Consider the following 18357-nt stretch of genomic DNA (forward strand, 5'->3'; position numbering starts at 1 on the left):
TACGGACAGTTTTACTAACCTGAGGAAGTAGGAAACTTGCTCGACGTCAATCGCTTCGATCAGCTCCACATCGCCCTGGCCACTTCGGAGGATGTCCGAAAGTGGTCGCACGGCGAGGTGAAAAAGCCAGAGACCATCAACTACCGCACTCTTAAGCCGGAGAAGGACGGCCTGTTCTGCGAACGCATTTTCGGCCCCACCCGTGACTGGGAGTGCGCCTGCGGTAAGTACAAGCGCCCCCGTTTCAAGGGCATCGTATGTGAGCGCTGCGGTGTGGAAGTCACCCGCTCCAAGGTGCGCCGTGAGCGCATGGGGCATATTGAACTGGCCGCTCCCGTCACTCATATCTGGTACTTCAAGGGTGTTCCTTCTCGCTTGGGCTATCTGCTGGATATCGCACCGAAGGATCTGGAGAAGGTCATCTACTTCGCGGCCTACATGGTCACGGATGTTGATGAACAGTCCCGTCACGACGACATGGCAACTCTGCAGTCCGAATACGAACTGGAGCGTGTCGCCCTGGAGAAGTCGCGGGATGTCGACCTGGAGGCACGCCAGCAGAAGCTGGAAGCCGATCTCGCCGCCGCTGAGGCGGAGGGCCAGAAGTCCGATGCGAAGAACCGGCTGAAGCGGTCCGCAGAAAACGAACTGGGCCGCATCCGTAAGCGCGCCGAACAGGACATCGCGCGTCTCGACGACGTTTGGGAGCGTTTCACCAAGCTAAAGGTCGGCGACCTGGAAGGTGACGAGGATCTGTATCGCGAGATGGAGTCCCGTTACTCGGATTACTTCTCCGCCTGCCGCGGCGCCGAGGCCATCCAGAAACGCCTGCAGACCTACGATCTGCAGGCCGAGCATGATCACCTCGTCGAGGTTATTGAGACCGGTACCGCGCAACGCAAGGCGCGTGCTCTGAAGCGCATCAAGGTGGTCAACGCCTTTTTGCACTCCGGCACTAGCCCGGAGGCAATGGTCTTGGACGCCCTGCCCGTGATCCCGCCGGATCTGCGGCCGATGGTGCAGTTGGACGGCGGACGTTTTGCCACATCGGATCTTAACGATCTCTACCGGCGCGTGATCAATCGGAATAACCGTCTCAAGCGCATGCTTGATTTGGGCGCACCGGAGATCATGGTGAACAACGAGAAGCGCATGCTGCAGGAAGCGGTGGATGCCCTCTTTGATAACGGACGGCGTGGCCGCCCGGTGCAGGGAGCCGGTAACCGCCCGCTCAAGTCGCTCTCCGACATGCTCAAGGGCAAGCAGGGGCGTTTCCGCCAGAACCTGCTCGGTAAGCGAGTGGACTACTCCGGGCGCTCCGTGATCGTCGTCGGTCCGACGCTGAAACTGCACCAGTGCGGTCTGCCGAAGATCATGGCCTTGGAGCTGTTCAAGCCCTTCGTGCAGAAGCGTCTGGTTGACCTGGAGATCGCGAAGAACATCAAGGCCGCCAAGCGCTTGATCGACCGGCAGCGCACCGAGGTATGGGACGTACTGGAAGAGGTCATCCAGGAGCATCCGGTATTGCTGAACCGGGCACCCACCCTGCATCGCCTGGGCATTCAGGCCTTCGAACCGCAGCTGATCGAGGGTAAGGCCATCCGCCTGCACCCGCTGGTCTGCGCGGCTTTCAATGCCGACTTCGACGGCGACCAGATGGCCGTCCATCTGCCGCTGTCAGTGGAGGCGCAGGCTGAGGCGCGTATCCTCATGCTCTCTGCCAACAACATCCTCAAGCCGTCTGACGGACGCCCGGTGACCATGCCCGCACAGGATATGATCATCGGTCTGTTCCACCTCACGACGCTGCGTGAGGGACTGGCCGGTGAGGGGCGGTACTTCTCGTCGGTGGCCGAGGCGCAAATGGCCGCAGACCTGGGTGAGTTGCATCTGAATTCGAAGTGCCACATCCGTTTCGAGGCCGACGTGGTTCCGCCGCGTGATTGGGAAGGCGAGGAGGGCGCACCCCTCCTGCTGGAGACCACGCTGGGGCGGGCGATCTTCAATGAGACCTTGCCGGTGGATTTCCCGTACGTGAATGAGGTCGTGGACAAGGGTGTGTTGGGCGGCATCGTCAACCAGCTCGCCGAGCGCTACGAGAAGGTGGCCGTTGGGGCTTCCCTCGACGCGCTGAAATCCACCGGGTTCTACTGGGCGGGACGCTCCGGCGCGACGATTGCCGTGTCCGACGTCGTCGTTCCGGAAAGCAAGTCCGGGATTCTGGAGAAGGCGGAGCAGGAAGCTGCTCGCATCGAGAGCCAGTTCATGACCGGTCGTATTGAAGACGAAGACCGTCGCCGCGACCTGGTGGACCTGTGGTCCGAGGTCACCGATACGGTGGCCAAGGAGATGCGCGCGAACTTCGACGCGACGAATACCGTGAACCGCATGGTCTCCTCCGGTGCCCGTGGTAACTGGGAGCAGGTGCGCCAGATCGCCGGTATGCGCGGGTTGGTGGCAGACCCGAAGGGTGCGATTATCCCGCGCCCCATCCGTTCCAATTACCGCGAGGGACTCTCTGTTCTCGAGTACTTTATGGCGACGCACGGCGCCCGCAAGGGTCTGGCGGATACCGCGCTGCGGACGGCTGACTCCGGTTACCTGACCCGCCGCCTGGTGGACGTGTCGCAGGACGTTATCGTGCGAGAGCAGGACTGCGGCACACGGCGCGGTCTGACGAAGACCATCGCCCGCCCGGGCGAGAACAGACTGGTTCCGGACGAGATGCTGGATGTGTCCGTGTACGCCCGCACACTGGCCCGTGATATCACGGATGAATCCGGAGAGGTGCTGGCGGCCGCCGGGACCGACCTGGGCGACGCCGTCATCGAGAAGCTGATTGCCGCCGGTATCACCGAGGTGACTGTGCGCTCCGTGCTGACATGCGAATCGCGGGTCGGCACCTGCGCCATGTGCTACGGTCGTTCGATGGCCACCGGAAAGCTGGTCGACATCGGCGAAGCCGTCGGCATTGTCGCGGCGCAGTCCATTGGTGAGCCCGGCACGCAGCTGACGATGCGGACCTTCCACACCGGTGGTTCGGCGTCGGCCGACGACATCACCCAGGGTCTGCCGCGTGTGCAGGAGCTTTTCGAGGCCCGCACGCCAAAGGGCGAGGCGCCGATCGCCGAGGCTGCCGGACGTTTGCAAATCGAGGACGGCGAACGTACCCGTCGTCTCGTCATTGTGCGTGACGACGGCGACGATGACCTCGTCTACCAGGTGTCCAAGCGCGGCAAGCTCCTCGTACAGGAAGGCGGCCACGTGGAGGTTGGCCAGCAGTTGGTCGAAGGCTCCGTGGACCCGAAGAAGGTATTGCGTATCACCGGACGACGTGCTGCCCAGCAGCACATCGTTGCCGAGGTGCAGACCGTGTACCGGTCGCAGGGCGTGGAAATCCATGACAAACACATCGAGGTCATCGTGCGGCAGATGCTGCGCCGCGTCACAATCCTGGAGGCGGGCACCACGAAGCTGCTCCCCGGTGAGCTGGTCGATGTTGCCGTCTTCGAGGATGAGAACCGTGCCGCCATGGCGGAGGGTGGGAAACCGGCCTCTGGACGTCCGGAGCTCATGGGAATCACCAAAGCCTCACTGGCAACGGATTCCTGGCTCTCGGCCGCATCCTTCCAGGAGACCACGAAGGTACTTACGGAGGCCGCGCTCAACTCCAAGTCCGATCCGCTGTCTGGCTTGAAAGAGAACGTCATCCTCGGAAAGCTCATCCCGGCCGGCACCGGCCTGGAGCAGCTCCGCTCGGCAACCGTGGAGCCCACCACCGAAGCACGTGTGGAATTTGAGAAGAGTAACGGCTTCTCGCATCGAGATCTGGAAGCCTTCGATGATGGTTTCTCCTACGGCGAGTTTCCAGATTTTGATCTGACAGCGGGTTACGGCCCGTATTGATGTAGTAGTAGCCCCCGGAAAGTGGTACCTACCACGAGATACCGCCATTCTTTGACGAGTTCCCGGGGGAGCCGCTACTCTTGTGTAGGTTGTCCACATCGAGTTGTTCCATGCGCTCGCCGGACATTTTCTAGAAGAACATTTTGCAGGAGAGATAGTGCCCACTATTCAGCAGCTGGTCCGCAAGGGCCGCTCAACAAAAGTCTCGGCGGCTAAGACGCCGGCGCTGAAGGGAAGCCCGCAGCGTCGTGGTGTCTGCACCCGCGTTTTCACCACCACCCCGAAGAAGCCGAACTCTGCGTTGCGTAAGGTTGCGCGTGTTCGTCTGTCGTCGGGCATCGAGGTGACGGCGTATATCCCGGGCGAGGGGCACAACCTCCAGGAACACTCCATCGTTCTGGTTCGTGGTGGCCGTGTGCGCGACCTTCCCGGTGTGCGCTACAAGATCATTCGCGGCGCACTGGATACCCAGGGTGTGAAGAACCGCCAGCAGGCGCGCAGCCGTTACGGCGCCAAGAAGGAGAAGAACTAATGCCTCGTAAGGGACCTGCGCGCAAGCGCCCGCTCACAGCAGACCCGGTGTACGGTTCAACCCTGGTGACCCAGCTTGTCAACCGCGTTCTGCGCGACGGCAAGAAGTCCACCGCCCAGCGCATCGTATACGGCGCGCTGGAAGGTGTGGCGGAGAAGTCCGGCCAGGACTCGCTGACCGTTCTCAAGCGGGCCATGGATAATATCCGGCCGTCGCTGGAGGTACGCTCTCGCCGTGTGGGCGGTGCGACCTACCAGGTCCCTGTCGAGGTGAAGTCCGGACGCGCCACCACGCTGGCGCTGCGCTGGCTGGTGGATTACGCCCGCGAACGGCGTGAGAAGACCATGACCGAGCGCCTCCTCAACGAGATCCTCGACGCTTCTAACGGCCTCGGTGCCGCCGTGAAGCGGCGTGAGGATACGCATCGAATGGCGGAGTCCAACAAGGCCTTCGCGCACTACCGCTGGTAATGACGTTGGGCGCTAGGCGCCCTTGAAGGAAAAGAGAACTAGAACGTGGCACTTGACGTGCTGACGGACCTCAGCAAGGTCCGCAATATCGGAATCATGGCGCATATTGACGCTGGCAAAACCACCGTCACAGAGCGCATTCTGTACTACACCGGCATTAACTACAAGATCGGTGAAACTCACGACGGCGCCTCCACCACCGACTGGATGGAGCAGGAGAAGGAACGTGGCATCACGATCACTTCCGCCGCGGTGACTGCCTTCTGGAACGGCACGCAGGTCAATATCATTGACACCCCCGGCCACGTCGACTTCACCGTGGAGGTGGAGCGTTCGCTGCGCGTTCTTGACGGTGCGGTGGCAGTTTTCGACGGCAAGGAAGGCGTGGAGCCGCAGTCGGAGACCGTGTGGCGCCAGGCCGATAAGTACAACGTGCCGCGCATTTGCTTCATTAACAAGATGGACAAGCTTGGCGCCGATTTCGACTTCTCGGTCCAGACCATCCGTGATCGTCTGCATGCCACTCCGGTTGTTATCACCTTCCCGATCGGAGCGGAGAATGAGTTTGATGGCGTCGTCGACGTCCTGACGATGAAGGCTCTGCGTTTCCCGGAGAAGGATGAGAAGGGTAACGACACCAAGGGCATCGTCGTCGTCGAGGAAGACATTCCCGCCGATCTTGTCGCCAAGGCCGAGGAATACCGCATGGCCGCCGTTGAAGCCGCCGCGGAGGCCAACGAAGAGCTGATGGAGAAATTCCTGGAGGAAGAGGAACTGACACTGGAGGAGATCCAGGCGGGCCTGCGTGAGCGCACCATCGCCTCCGAGATCTACCCGGTGTTCTGTGGTTCAGCCTACAAGAATAAGGGCATTCAGCCTATGCTTGACGGCGTCGTTTCCTACCTGCCTTCGCCGCTGGATATTCCGGCTACTACCGGTTTCCGCCCCGGCCATGAGGACGAGGGTGCAACCGAGGTGCGCAAGGCGGATGAGAACGAGGCCTTCGCGGCGCTAGCCTTCAAGATCGCCGTGCACCCGTTCTACGGCAAGCTGACCTACATCCGCGTGTACTCGGGCAAGGTGGCACAGGGCACTCAGGTAATGAATGCCACCAAGGGTCGCAAGGAGCGCATCGGCAAGATGTTCCAGATGCATTCCAACCACGAGAACCCGGTTGAGGTGGCGCATGCCGGCCATATCTATGCTTTTGTTGGATTGAAGGAGACGACGACGGGTGACACGCTGTGTGCGCTTGATCAGCCTGTCGTGCTCGAATCGATGACCTTCCCGGATCCGGTGATCCACGTGGCCATCGAACCAAAGTCGAAGAACGACCAGGAGAAGCTCTCTATCGCCATCCAGAAGTTGGCGGAGGAGGATCCGACGTTCACCGTGCGGCAGGATGAGGAGTCCGGCCAGACCGTCATCGGCGGTATGGGCGAGCTTCATCTTGACATCATCGTCGACCGTATGCGGCGCGAGTTCAAGGTAGAGGCTAATGTCGGTGCGCCGATGGTCGCCTACCGTGAGACAATCCGTAAGAAGGTCGATAAGGTCGAGTACACGCATAAGAAGCAGACCGGTGGTTCCGGCCAGTTCGCGCGTGTCATCGTTTCGCTTGAGCCGCTGACCGATGCCGAAGACGGCGCAACCTACGAATTCGAGGATGCCGTCACCGGTGGCCGCGTGCCCCGGGAGTATATCCCGTCGGTCGATGCGGGTATCCAGGAAGCCATGCAGAATGGTGTTCTAGCGGGTTACCCGATGGTGGATATCAAGGCGACACTGCTCGACGGTGCGTATCACGAGGTCGATTCTTCGGAGATGGCGTTCAAGATCGCCGGTAACCAGGTACTGAAGGAGGCCGCCAAGCGTGCCAACCCGGTGCTGTTGGAGCCGGTGATGGACGTCGAGGTGCGGACTCCGGAAGAGTACATGGGTGATGTTATCGGCGATTTGAACTCTCGCCGTGGCATGATCAAATCCATGGAGGACGCCACCGGTGTGAAGGTGGTTCGCGCCAACGTTCCCCTCAGCGAGATGTTCGGCTACGTCGGTGATTTGCGTTCCAAGACTCAGGGGCGTGCGGTCTACACGATGCAGTTTGACTCCTATGCGGAGGTTCCGAAGAACGTGTCCGAGGAGATCATCAAGAAGACCCGGGGCGAGTGAGTCCCACCGGTCCTGTACAATCAGTTTCCGAAATAAAAAGCACTTAAGCCGGGTCTGATGCGATAGCATCTCACTCATCAGCTGAAAGTCAATCGAGAGTCCCAGGAGGGCCCAAGTGGCGAAGGCCAAGTACGACAAGTCCAAGCCGCATATGAACATCGGCACCATCGGTCACGTCGATCACGGAAAGACGACGCTGACTGCTGCAATCACCAAGGTTCTGGCGGGCAAGTATCCCGAGCTGAACGAGTTCACCCCGTTCGACCAGGTTGATAACGCTCCCGAGGAGCGCCAGCGTGGTATTACCATCAACGTGTCCCACGTTGAGTACCAGACCGAGAAGCGTCACTACGCACACGTCGACGCCCCGGGCCACGCCGATTACATCAAGAACATGATCACCGGCGCGGCGCAGATGGACGGCGCCATCCTCGTGGTGGCCGCCACCGACGGCCCGATGGCCCAGACCCGCGAGCACGTGCTGCTCGCCCGCCAGGTGGGCGTGCCGGATATCATCGTCGCCCTGAACAAGGCCGACATGGTGGATGACGACGAGCTGCTCGAGCTCGTCGAGATGGAGGTCCGCGACCTCCTGTCCTCGCAGGATTACGACGGCGACAACATTCCGGTTGTCAAGGTCTCTGCGCTGAAGGCTCTTGAGGGCGACGCACAGTGGACCGCTGCTGTCGAGGAGCTCATGGATCAGGTTGATACCTACTTCCCGGATCCGGTTCGCGACCTCGACAAGCCGTTCCTCATGCCGATCGAGGACGTCTTCACGATTACCGGCCGCGGCACCGTGGTCACCGGTCGTGTGGAGCGCGGCCAGCTCAACATTAACTCTGAGGTTGAGATCATTGGTCTGCGCCCGACGCAGACCACCACCGTCACGGGTATTGAGATGTTCCACAAGCAGATGGACACGGCCGATGCCGGCGAGAACTGTGGTCTGCTGCTGCGTGGCACCAAGCGCGAGGAAGTCGAGCGCGGCCAGGTTGTGGCCAAGCCGGGCACGACCACTCCGCATACGGAGTTCGAGGCACAGGTTTACGTGCTGAAGAAGGACGAGGGTGGACGTCACAACCCGTTCTTCTCGAACTACCGTCCGCAGTTCTATTTCCGCACCACGGACGTTACCGGCGTCATCACGCTGCCCGAGGGCACCGAGATGGTTATGCCCGGTGACAACACCGAGATGCGCGTTGATCTGATTCAGCCGATCGCCATGGAAGAGGGCCTCGGCTTCGCTATCCGCGAGGGTGGCCACACGGTCGGTTCCGGCCGTGTCATCAAGATCATCAAGTGATCTTCTGACGTAGGGACGGGCCCGCTGCCGGGTGGCAGCGGGCCCGTTTTGGTGTTTGCCCGTTTTCTGGCGAGAAGTGGAGGGTTTTTCGAGAAGTGCCGTGAAATCTCCTCCACTTCTTGCGCGACGCTCCATTTCTTGGCGGAGGGGTCGCGTGCCCTGCCGACGAGGCGTGGCGACGCGCGGCACGCCGGTCAAAGGCCGCTGCGAGCTTCCAGTTGAGCGATGAGGTCAACGCCGCGCGAGGTGCCGATCCGCGTCGCGCCCGCTGCGATGAAGGAGAGGGCAGCGTCGAGCGTGCGAATCCCACCCGCAGCTTTTACTTGGACGGCGTCGCCGACGCACTCCTTCATGAGCTGCACATCTGCAAGCGTCGCCCCGCGGGATCCAAACCCAGTGGAGGTCTTGACGAAGTCGGGACGCACGCGCACTGCGACTTCCGCGACGGCGCGTTTCTCCTCGTCTGTGAGGTAGCAGTTCTCGAAGATGACCTTGGTAGTCACCGCGCTGGAGCGGGCGACGTCGACGATGGCTTGCATTTCGCGCTCAATGTAGGAGAGGTTCCCGGCCTTGAGCTCGGTGATGTTTATGACGTAGTCGATCTCATCGGTACCGTTCGCGATGGCGTTGCGCGTCTCCGATACCTTGTCCTCGATGGTCACCTGCCCGAGTGGAAAGCCGATCGCCGCGCCGATGTGCACGCCGCTGCCGCGCAGAAGGTCGGCGCATTGGGCTACGGGATAGGGGTTGATCGCGACCATTGCGAAACCATGCGTTTGTGCTTCTTCACACAACCGGACGAAGTCTTGTTTCGTCGCGTCCGGTCGCAGATTGGTGTGGTCGATCATCGCCGCGAGGCGAGCGGGGGTAATAGACATCGATTCTCCTGTGTATATCGGGTGGTGGCGTGAAATGCATGCCGGGTGGTGGCGCTGCGTGTCGGATAGTGCTGTTGCATGCCGGGAATGCCGTGGACGTGCGTTGGGCGCTGCTGTGACGGCATGTCGGGCGTGCCGTGACGGTAGGTAGATGGCTCTGTGGAGGTGGAGCAGGGGAGTGCGCGCCACGCGTGGCCTACTCCATCGTGGCATGGCGTTCTCGCATTGATTCATCCGTCTCCTGGAGCTCGTACATTAGATCGAGAACAACTGCGTCGAGGGTCAAGAGAAGTGCCTGCTCGAACAGCGATCCCATCGGTTGTACTGATGGGGAAGAGGCAACGACAAGAGTGGCGCTTGCGCACTGCGCCAGGGGGAGAGAGGATCGGCGGTAACAGCCACAACCGCGGCTCCGCTGGCTGCCGCGATGTGGGCATTGGCGAGTGGGCCCGCCGTCGACCCGGATCGAGAGGCCACAATCAGGAGATCGCCGACGCGGATCGCCGGTGAGGTGACATCGCCCACCCGATGCGCACTTAGCCCAAGGTGCATCAGCCGATTGGTGAACGCCGTCAGCATGAGCCCCGAGCGCCCGGCGCCGCTGGTAAAGATCCGATTGGCCCGCACCATCGCCTGTTCGAGCGCTACCGCGCCGTCGTTGGCGGCCTGCGGCAGCACCGCCGCGAGTTCACGCAAAATCGTCGCTGCCGCCCTCATGGCACGATGCTCTCTGTGGGGACCGGTTCTTCCGCCCAGAATCCGCCGGGTGCGAAGAGGGATGCGACGACGTCGTCCAGGGTGCCCGTCTCGAAAAGGACGTCCAAGATGGCATAGCGGGAGCGGATCGTCTGCGCCTGGTAATAGGTGCGGCGGAGTTTCTCGAGGGAGATTCCGATCATTGCCGGGTGGTAGGGGCGCCGACTGCCTTGAGCATGTCACGAATCTCCGCCGCGGGTGGCACCTGGGAGCGAAGGCGTGCACGGATCTGCGGCCATACCTCTTGAATGGCGGCCACGCGCGAGGGTATCTCCTCGCGAGAAATGTATTTGCCTGCCGCCTGCCCGACGGCGGCCTCGGCTATGGCCGGCACGGACTGTAGCGCCCGCACCCTCGCCTCATTCTCCTGCGGTGTTGGCCACGAAGCAGCGACCTTCGCGGCGTCGACATCGGCGAAGTCGTGGCTCAGCACGGCGTCGTACACCGCGGCGATCGCCATGGTGCCGATGCCGACCTTGGCGCCGTGTGATAGCGGTAGCGGCCAGTCGAGGCCGTAACCTTCCATTTCCCACTGGTGGGAGAAGTTGTGCCCGACGCCGGACCCGGGGCGCGAGGACTGTGCCGCCTGAATCGCCAGTCCGGCGAGCATTGCCTCTTCAACGAGACCTTCTAGTGCTCCTCGCTCACCCGTGCGAGCCGCGTCAGGGTGGGCGAGTGCCTCACGCAGCCCGTCTTGCACCAGGCCCCAGGCAAATGGTGCAAGCGGTTCAATACCGAGCGCATCGGCAATTATCCAGTCGGCACCTCCCGTGAACTTCTCCGTTAGGTCGGCATATCCGTTGGCAGTCATCATCGGCGGCGCCGTCGCGATGATGTCGAGATCTGCAACAATCCCGGCAGGTGCCGGGCAGGCTCGGGTGATCTTGAAGCCGTCCTTGGAGATGGCGGCGCCGAAGGCCGCATAACCATCCATCGACGCCGCCGTGCATATATGCACATAGGGGTGGGCGAGTTCTCCCGAAGCCAGTTTCACCAGATCGGATATTGTTCCGGAGCCGATGGAGCAGGCGGTGGCACCGGATTCTGCGAGTCGGCGGCGGATGCGCGTCACATTCTCGTATCCGGCATACACGGGAGGATCTGCCGGAAAGACCAGCGGGTCGGCAAGGGCGATGCCGGAAGCGGTTAATGCCGCGCGAACCGCGGGGCCGGCCAGGTTCCACGTCGTCTCGTCAGCGATGATCATCGCCTCCGGGGCGCCGGTTGTCGCGGCGAAAAGCGGGCCGGTGCACGAAAGGATTCCGCTTCCAATCTCAATCCGTCTGGTATCGTCGGCGTGGGCCAGCGCCTTCGTAATTCGCGTGGATGTCATTGCTGCCCTACTCGCTGTAGTGATCGGTGACCCGGGCCATGAGCTCCTTCATCTGCTCGTATGACTCGCGGTAGGCCTGGTAGTTGAACATGTACTCCGCGTGGGCGGCGGGGTCGGGCTGGATGACTTCGGCCACCTTCGTCATGGCAAGCGAGGCCGCTGGGATGTCCTCGTACCAGGAAGCGCCGACCGCGGCAACCATGGCCGAACCGAGGGCCGGCCCCTCCGGGACATTGGTGAGAACCAGTGGCACATTGGAGACATCGGCATGCATCTGTAGCCAGAGACGGTTGTTGGTCGCCCCACCCGAGACGATGATCTCGTCAACAGGTACGCCCTCGCCGCGCATGGCCTCTAGAATCGCCTCGGTGCCGAAGCAGATTCCTTCGAGAAGAGCGCGGAACATGTGCGCTTCCGTGTGGTGGAGTGTCAGCCCCCAGAACATCCCGCGTGAGCGGGCGTCGAAGTACGGCGCTCGATTCCCCTGGAAGTGATCGAGGCTGAGCAGCCCGTCACAGCCGATTGGAATAGCGGCGGCCTGCCGGGTGAGGACGTCGTAAATCGACTCGCCGGTTCGCGTCGACTCGGCGCGGGAGGCACCCGCCAGATTCTTAAGGAACCACTCGACGAGGGAGCCCGTTGAAGTCTGTCCGCCGTCGATGGTGTAGTAGCCCGGTACCGTCGCGCCCGTATATGCGCCCCATAGCCCGCGGGTGTGTATCTGCGTGGAGAGCTGGCCGGTAATAACATGAGAGGAGCCGGTGATAAGAGCGAGGCGACCCGGCGCTGCTACTCCAAGGCCGACGGCTCCAAGATAGGCGTCGATTCCTCCCTCCACGATGGTGATGCCGGCAGGAAGTCCCAGTTCCTCGGCCGCTGCGGGGGCAAGCGGGCCGACGACGTCGCCCACCTGCAGTATCGTGCTTGGGTAGCGCTCGAGAATATCGCCTGCCTGCACGGCTTCGTACAACGACGTGGGCCAACCGCCATGGTCGTCGTCGTAGAAGTACTTTCCGGCGGCGTGGGAGACCGACATCGTCCAGCGCCCGGTGAGCCTGTGAACTAGCCAGTCGGTTTCGTCGCAAATGGTTTTGGTGCGCGAGAAGGTATCCGGTTCGTTCTCCTTCACCCACATCGCCTTCGGCAGTCCCCATTCTGCCGATACCGGGCCCTGCCCGCACACGCGCAGCGCCGGATCGCCGGTGGCGTACACGGCTTCGGCTTGCCGGACCGAGCGCACATCCATCCACAGGATGGCGGGGCGAGTGATCTCGTCGTTCTCGTCCAGAAATACCACGGTGCATGAGGTTGCATCCATGGAGATCGCGCGGATGAGGGTGGTATCGATTGCGGCATCGGCAACGGCCGCGCGGACGGCCGAAACGGTCTGCCGCCACCATTCGTGCGGGTTCTGTTCCGCCCAGCCGGGCCGAGGATAGGAGGTACTCCAGGGCGCTGTCCCAAAGCCGAGCTGCTTGCCGGTCACGTCGAAGACGCCGGCACGTGCCGAACCGGTGCCCATATCAATGCCAATGACGTATCCGCTGGTTTTCATGGTGGTCCTTTCTGAGTCGCGTCATCGCGCGGTGTTGAGGTATTGGATTTTTCCTGTCGTAATGGAGGTGTTGCCTGCCTGGACAACTTCGACCGCGGCGAGCCCGTCCTCGCCCGTGGCCAGTGGCTCGGTATCGTGAATGATTGCGTCGACGAAGGCGGCGTCCTCGGCGCTGTACGCGTCGTGGTACAAGGTGCGCCATGAGGGGACAGTGTCGCGATATGAGGAGCCTTGCGCGCCGGAGACGACCACTCGATTGGCGTTCAGGTCGCCAATGTCAATGCGTCCGGTGGTGCCGTGGATTTCGACCCGGCTGTCGTATCCATAACGCACGCCCTGCGCACCGTTGATATGCCCGAGCGTGCCGTTGGAGAAGCGGGCGGTGAGTAGGACCGTGTCATAATAGTCCGGAGAGTGATCGTGCGCCTCCGCGCTGCGGAAGTTCCCGGCGATGGCATAGACGGAGGTGATCTCCGCGCCGGTGAACCAGCGCAGCGCATCAATATCGTGGCTTGAGACTTCGGCCAGCGGGCCGTTGCTGGCCTGCAGATCGTACATCCAGGGGTGGGGGACGCTGGGACCGTGGGTCAGCGAGGTCACCGAGACGATATCGCCGATTGCACCTTGCTCAATGAGTTCCTTGGCCCGGCGATGGCCAAGGTCGAAACGACGCATGAATCCGATCTGTAGTTTGACTCCCGCCCGGTGGGTGGCAGCGATCATCGCGCGGCATTCCTGTGCAGTGATTGCCATCGGCTTCTCGCACAGAATGTGCTTTCCGGCTGCAGCGGCCTTCAGGACGGCGTCGTGGTGGTGCTTGGTTGGAGTCGTGATCACGACGGCGTCGATATTCGTAGCGAGGAGCTCATCCGCGGTTGCCACAACGTTGACGCCGAGTTCGCGCCGCGCCGCCGCACGCGCCTGTTGATTCGGATCGCACAGGGCAACGAGCTCCCCCTGCTTCACGTGGTGCAGAAATGCTTTGGCGTGAATGAGGCCGGCACGTCCCGCGCCGATGATTCCGATATGAACGGTCATCCCTGTCTCCTTCGACTGCGACCGGCGCGGGAGCTGCCTGCCTGTACGCGACGTTGCGCCAGTACCTCTGAGCCTACACCTGTACGGACAACCGGACAACCCTTTTGGCAGAATTGGCAGAAGACGTGGGGCAGGGTGCTTCCACAATGTCAACGTCACGGTCGGCCCGTGCTTTTGGTAGAAGACGTGGGGGCGAGTGGCGCTTATCGGTGAACGAATCAGAATGCAACGGTAAAATGGCGCCATGCCAACGCAACAAGCGCCGGTCGAGGCCATCGATACCGCCTCGGCCTTGCCGTATTATCACCAGCTGAAGACGATTCTGCGGGCGAGAGTCGAGCGGGAAGGGCTTGTGGCCGGCGACAGGCTGTGGTCGGATAACGAGGTCAGTCAGGAATACGGCGTGTCCCGCAGTGTTGTGCGGCAGGCGCTAGCCGAACTCGAGAACGAGGGCCTGCTCGAACGCATTAGGGGCAAAGGCACGTTCCTGGCCCGTGAACGCCGCGACCACGGCCTGGCCCAATCGCTGCAGGGCCTGTACGCACATGCGCAAAAGGCTGGCATCACGCTGGAGAGTGAAGTGTTGCGGCAGGAGATCGTGGCGGCGGGGGAGGTGGTGGCGGAGGCGCTTGCGCTTCCCATACACGCGCCCGTCTTCGTGCTGGAGCGTGTGCGGCGCGCGGAGGGCGAGCCGTGGGCGCGCACCACCACCTGGCTTCCGGCCGCACTGTTTCCCGGCATTGAGAAGAGAGACTTCTGCCAGAGTTCCCTGTACAGGATTCTGTCGGACGACTACGGCCTCACGATGGGCACGGCTCGCCGGTCGATCGAGGCGGTACTGGCCACCGAGGAGATCGCGGCTTCGCTTGAGGTGGAGGAAGGCGCTCCACTGCTACGCATCCGGTCCGTTCTGTGTGACGAGCAGGGGCGGCCAATTGAGGCGTTCACGGCCTACCATCGCGGCGATACGAGCCGCTTCGACATCATCGTCGGCAAGGAACTGGACTCGGCCGCGGTGACGATAGAGCATGCCTGAGTGTGCGCGTCGGGAGAACGTGGCGCTGCCCACGTGTAGGCCCCGCCACTATTGGACGATATGGCTTGCCTGTTCAGCGCGCCTTTTGGCATACTAAACAAGTTGCTCGGCTCGGCCGAGCCAGGAACTTCGCCGGGGCTCCGTGTTACCGGTGTGAAAAAAGGGTTCATCGAAATCTGCAATAGGGCTTGTGCTGGTGGTAACGTCGCGACACGCCCGAGTGCGGGTACCGGTGATCACCACGGTAGAGAGAGGTAGACGACGCCATGGCGGGACAAAAGATCCGCATCCGGCTCAAGTCATATGACCACGAGGTCATTGATAGTGCGGCGAAGAAGCTCGTCGACGAAGTGACGCGTACCGGCGCAAGTGTGGTCGGTCCGGTGCCACTGCCGACGGAAAAGAACGTTTTCTGCGTTATTCGTTCACCCCACAAGTACAAGGACAGCCGCGAGCATTTCGAGATGCGCACGCATAAGCGGCTCATCGACATTGTCGACCCGACGCTTAAGACGATCGACACGCTGCGGCGTCTCGATCTTCCGGCCGACGTTAACGTTGAAATCAAGCTCTGAGGTAACGCACATGAACTCCAAGCAGGTCACTGCCGGTGCGCCCGTGAAGGCGCTAATCGGCACCAAGCTGGGAATGACCCAGCTGTGGGATGAGGCGGGGCGCCTCATCCCGATCACGGTCGTCAGAGTCGGCACCAATGTCGTCACGCAGATTCGCACCCCCGAGACGGACGGCTACTCCGCCGTTCAGCTTGCCTCGGGTGAGTTGAAGACGAAGAACGTGACGAAGCCGCTGCAAGGCCATTTCGACAAGGCCGGGGTTGCGCCGCGTCGCAGCCTCGCCGAGGTGCGCACATCCGATGCGCAGGATTACGAACTCGGTCAGGAGCTGGGAGCGGACCTCTTTGAGGCCGGCCAGCTCGTCGACGTCGTCGGTACCTCCAAGGGCAAGGGCTTCGCCGGTGTTATGAAGCGGCACGGCTTCGCCGGCGTTTCGGCATCTCACGGTGCGCATCGCAATCACCGTAAGCCGGGCTCCATCGGCGCCTGCGCTACACCGTCACGCGTTTTCCGCGGTCTTCGTATGGCAGGCCGCATGGGAAGCGACCGCGTAACAGTCCAGAACCTGCTCGTTCACGCTGTGGATGCCGAGAAGGGTGTCCTTCTCCTTGCCGGCCCGATCCCCGGCAACAAGGGCGGCACAGTCGTGGTTCGCACCGCTGTGAAGGGAGCCTGAACATGGCAGAGTCCCGCAAAGTAGACGTTATTGACGTGACCGGCGAAGTCAGTGGCTCGGCAACGCTGCCGGCTGAGCTTTTCGACGTCGATGTGAATATCCCGCTGATTCATCAGGTTGTGGTGGCGCAGCTCGCAGCCGCGCGCCAGGGTACGCATTCCACCAAGACGCGCGGTGACGTGCGCGGTGGCGGCAAGAAGCCGTACCGCCAGAAGGGCACCGGCAGGGCACGGCAAGGATCGATTCGCGCTCCGCATTTCACCGGCGGCGGCACGGTTCACGGTCCGCAGCCGCGCAGCTACGCCCAGCGCACCCCCAAGAAGATGATCGCCGCCGCCCTGCGGCAGGCGCTTTCTGATCGGGCGCGTAACGGTCGCATTCATGTGGTCACGGCCTTCCTGGAAGGGGAGCAGCCCTCTACAAAGAGCGCGCTGACCCAACTGCATCGGGTTGTTGACGAGCGCGACGCCCTCGTCGCAATCGCTCGCGGAGACGAGCTGTCACAGCTCTCACTGCGCAACGCTCCCGAAGCACACGTTATCTATGTTGACCAGCTCAACACGTACGACGTCCTCGTCGCCGACGACGTCGTCTTCACGGAAGATGCGCTGAGCGCCTACGTGGAGAAGAGCGGCAAGGAGGAGAAGTGAGCGAGAACGTCAGCTTCTGGAACAAGCATCCGCAGGACGTCATTCTGCAGCCGGTGGCCACCGAGAAGTCGGCCCGGCTCGAAGACGAGGGTAAGTACACCTTCTTGGTCGACCCGCGGGCAAACAAGACGGAGATCAAGCAGGCCATCGAGGCGATCTTCAATGTGAAGGTCGCGTCGGTGAACACGCAGAACCGTCAGGGTAAGACCGTTCGCACCCGCACGGGGGTGGGCCGCCGCAAGAACACCAAGCGTGCGATTGTGACGCTCAGCGAAGGCACCATCGACATTTACGGTGACATCGTCGGCTGAGGCCGCGAGCGAAAAGATTGAGGATCTGAACTCATGGGAATTCGTAAGTACAAGCCGACGACCCCGGGTCGTCGCGGTGCGAGCGTTGCCGACTTCGCGGAGATCACCCGATCGACGCCGGAGAAGTCGCTGCTGCGCCCGTTGACCAAGTCCGGTGGTCGCAATAACCACGGTCGTGTTACCACACGGCATCGCGGCGGTGGCCATAAGCGCCGTTACCGCCTCATCGACTTCCGCCGCTGGGACAAGGACGGGGTACCCGCGAAGGTCGCGCATATCGAGTACGACCCGAACCGCACCGCCCGTATCGCCCTGCTCCACTACGTGGACGGCGAGAAGCGTTACATCCTGGCGCCGAAGAACCTGCGGCAGGGTGACATGGTGGAAAACGGTCCGAATGCGGATATCAAGCCGGGCAACAATCTGCCGCTGCGCAACATTCCGGTGGGTACCACCGTGCACTGCGTGGAGCTACAGCCCTGGGCGGTGCAAAGATCGCGCGCAGCGCTGGCACCTCCGTGCAGCTGGTTGCTCGTGAGGGGCGCTACGCTCAGCTGCGTATGCCCTCCGGTGAAATCCGCAATGTTGACGCACGTTGCCGCGCCTGCGTGGGCGAAGTCGGCAACGCCGAACAGTCCAATATCAACTGGGGCAAGGCAGGCCGCATGCGCTGGAAGGGCGTCCGCCCAACCGTCCGCGGTGTCGTTATGAACCCGGTTGACCACCCGCACGGCGGTGGCGAGGGCAAGACCTCCGGTGGCCGTCACCCGGTCAGCCCGTGGGGTAAGCCCGAGGGCCGCACCCGCCGTCCCAACAAGGCCAGCGACAAGCTCATTGTGCGCCGTCGCAAGACCGGCAATCGCTGAGAGAGGATGAGCAATGCCGCGTAGTCTGAAGAAGGGCCCCTTCGTTGACGACCACCTCATGAAGAAGGTGGACGAGCAGAACGAGAAGGGAACGAAGAACGTTATCAAGACCTGGTCACGCCGTTCGGTCATCACCCCCGATTTCCTCGGGCACACCTTCGCGGTGCACGATGGCCGTAAGCACGTGCCGGTATTCGTTACGGAATCCATGGTCGGCCACAAGCTCGGGGAGTTCGCCCCGACCCGTACATTCCGCGGGCACGAGAAGGACGACCGCAAGGGCCGCCGCCGCTGAGC

At 62.1% G+C, this 18357-nt stretch carries 17 protein-coding genes and 1 pseudogene; 12 read left to right on the forward strand and 6 right to left on the reverse strand.

Features of this window, described 5'->3' with window-relative positions; translation table 11 throughout:
- Positions 1 to 36 precede the first annotated feature (36 nt).
- The 5 genes from DDD63_RS03580 to tuf all read left to right on the forward strand — a co-directional run bounded on the left by DDD63_RS03580 (position 37) and on the right by tuf (position 8386).
- The gene (locus DDD63_RS03580) at positions 37 to 3906 is read left to right on the forward strand and encodes a DNA-directed RNA polymerase subunit beta' (RefSeq protein ID WP_108715216.1); all 3870 of its coding nucleotides are present in this window, start codon (positions 37 to 39) and stop codon (positions 3904 to 3906) included.
- A gap of 157 nt (positions 3907 to 4063) precedes the next feature.
- Positions 4064 to 4438 (forward strand): 30S ribosomal protein S12, encoded by a 375-nt coding sequence (gene rpsL, locus DDD63_RS03585; protein ID WP_108715217.1) that lies wholly within the window; start codon positions 4064 to 4066, stop codon positions 4436 to 4438.
- Complete coding sequence (gene rpsG, locus DDD63_RS03590) at positions 4438 to 4908, forward strand: 30S ribosomal protein S7 (RefSeq protein WP_108715218.1); 471 nt, start codon at positions 4438 to 4440, stop codon at positions 4906 to 4908. Before rpsL ends, rpsG begins: the two co-directional genes overlap by 1 nt.
- A 45-nt stretch (positions 4909 to 4953) precedes the next feature.
- A complete protein-coding gene (gene fusA / locus DDD63_RS03595) occupies positions 4954 to 7080 on the forward strand; it encodes an elongation factor G (RefSeq protein WP_108715219.1) in 2127 nt (708 codons plus the stop codon).
- A gap of 115 nt (positions 7081 to 7195) precedes the next feature.
- Positions 7196 to 8386, forward strand: coding sequence for an elongation factor Tu (gene tuf, locus DDD63_RS03600; RefSeq protein ID WP_108715220.1), 1191 nt, complete (start codon positions 7196 to 7198; stop codon positions 8384 to 8386).
- A gap of 194 nt (positions 8387 to 8580) precedes the next feature.
- Here the strand turns inward: tuf and deoC are convergent, their stop codons facing one another.
- The 6 genes from deoC to DDD63_RS03625 all read right to left on the reverse strand — a co-directional run bounded on the left by deoC (position 8581) and on the right by DDD63_RS03625 (position 13946).
- A complete protein-coding gene (gene deoC / locus DDD63_RS03605; RefSeq protein WP_108715221.1) occupies positions 8581 to 9264 on the reverse strand; it encodes a deoxyribose-phosphate aldolase in 684 nt (227 codons plus the stop codon).
- Between the two features lie 282 nt (positions 9265 to 9546).
- On the reverse strand, positions 9547 to 9981 hold the full coding sequence (locus DDD63_RS03610) for an SIS domain-containing protein (protein WP_108715222.1): 435 nt from the start codon (positions 9979 to 9981) through the stop codon (positions 9547 to 9549).
- Entirely contained in the window at positions 9978 to 10163 is a 186-nt protein-coding gene (locus DDD63_RS12775) for a hypothetical protein (protein ID WP_240611403.1), read from the reverse strand. Before DDD63_RS12775 ends, DDD63_RS03610 begins: the two co-directional genes overlap by 4 nt.
- On the reverse strand, positions 10160 to 11353 hold the full coding sequence (locus DDD63_RS03615; RefSeq protein WP_240611404.1) for an iron-containing alcohol dehydrogenase: 1194 nt from the start codon (positions 11351 to 11353) through the stop codon (positions 10160 to 10162). The genes DDD63_RS12775 and DDD63_RS03615 overlap by 4 nt, the downstream gene beginning before the upstream one ends.
- 7 nt (positions 11354 to 11360) lie before the next feature.
- Positions 11361 to 12908 (reverse strand): FGGY-family carbohydrate kinase, encoded by a 1548-nt coding sequence (locus tag DDD63_RS03620; protein ID WP_108715223.1) that lies wholly within the window; start codon positions 12906 to 12908, stop codon positions 11361 to 11363.
- Between the two features lie 21 nt (positions 12909 to 12929).
- A complete protein-coding gene (locus DDD63_RS03625) occupies positions 12930 to 13946 on the reverse strand; it encodes a Gfo/Idh/MocA family oxidoreductase (RefSeq protein ID WP_108715224.1) in 1017 nt (338 codons plus the stop codon).
- A 244-nt stretch (positions 13947 to 14190) separates the two neighbouring features.
- Between DDD63_RS03625 and DDD63_RS03630 the strand changes: the two genes are divergently transcribed.
- From DDD63_RS03630 to rpsS, 7 genes and pseudogenes are all read left to right on the forward strand, one after another.
- Positions 14191 to 14982 (forward strand): GntR family transcriptional regulator, encoded by a 792-nt coding sequence (locus DDD63_RS03630; RefSeq protein ID WP_108715225.1) that lies wholly within the window; start codon positions 14191 to 14193, stop codon positions 14980 to 14982.
- Between the two features lie 266 nt (positions 14983 to 15248).
- On the forward strand, positions 15249 to 15557 hold the full coding sequence (rpsJ, locus tag DDD63_RS03635; RefSeq protein WP_108715226.1) for a 30S ribosomal protein S10: 309 nt from the start codon (positions 15249 to 15251) through the stop codon (positions 15555 to 15557).
- 10 nt (positions 15558 to 15567) lie between these two features.
- Complete coding sequence (rplC, locus tag DDD63_RS03640) at positions 15568 to 16233, forward strand: 50S ribosomal protein L3 (RefSeq protein ID WP_108715227.1); 666 nt, start codon at positions 15568 to 15570, stop codon at positions 16231 to 16233.
- Positions 16234 to 16235: 2 nt separating this feature from the next.
- A complete protein-coding gene (rplD, locus tag DDD63_RS03645) occupies positions 16236 to 16883 on the forward strand; it encodes a 50S ribosomal protein L4 (RefSeq protein WP_108715228.1) in 648 nt (215 codons plus the stop codon).
- Positions 16880 to 17194, forward strand: coding sequence for a 50S ribosomal protein L23 (gene rplW / locus DDD63_RS03650; protein ID WP_108715229.1), 315 nt, complete (start codon positions 16880 to 16882; stop codon positions 17192 to 17194). The genes rplD and rplW overlap by 4 nt, the downstream gene beginning before the upstream one ends.
- A gap of 33 nt (positions 17195 to 17227) precedes the next feature.
- Positions 17228 to 18060 (forward strand): annotated as a pseudogene (gene rplB / locus DDD63_RS03655) (50S ribosomal protein L2).
- A 13-nt stretch (positions 18061 to 18073) separates the two neighbouring features.
- A complete protein-coding gene (gene rpsS, locus DDD63_RS03660; protein WP_108715230.1) occupies positions 18074 to 18355 on the forward strand; it encodes a 30S ribosomal protein S19 in 282 nt (93 codons plus the stop codon).
- Positions 18356 to 18357: the final 2 nt, after the last annotated feature.

This window comes from Actinobaculum sp. 313 (genome assembly GCF_003073475.1).
In the GTDB taxonomy this organism is placed as follows: Bacteria; Actinomycetota; Actinomycetes; order Actinomycetales; family Actinomycetaceae; genus Asp313.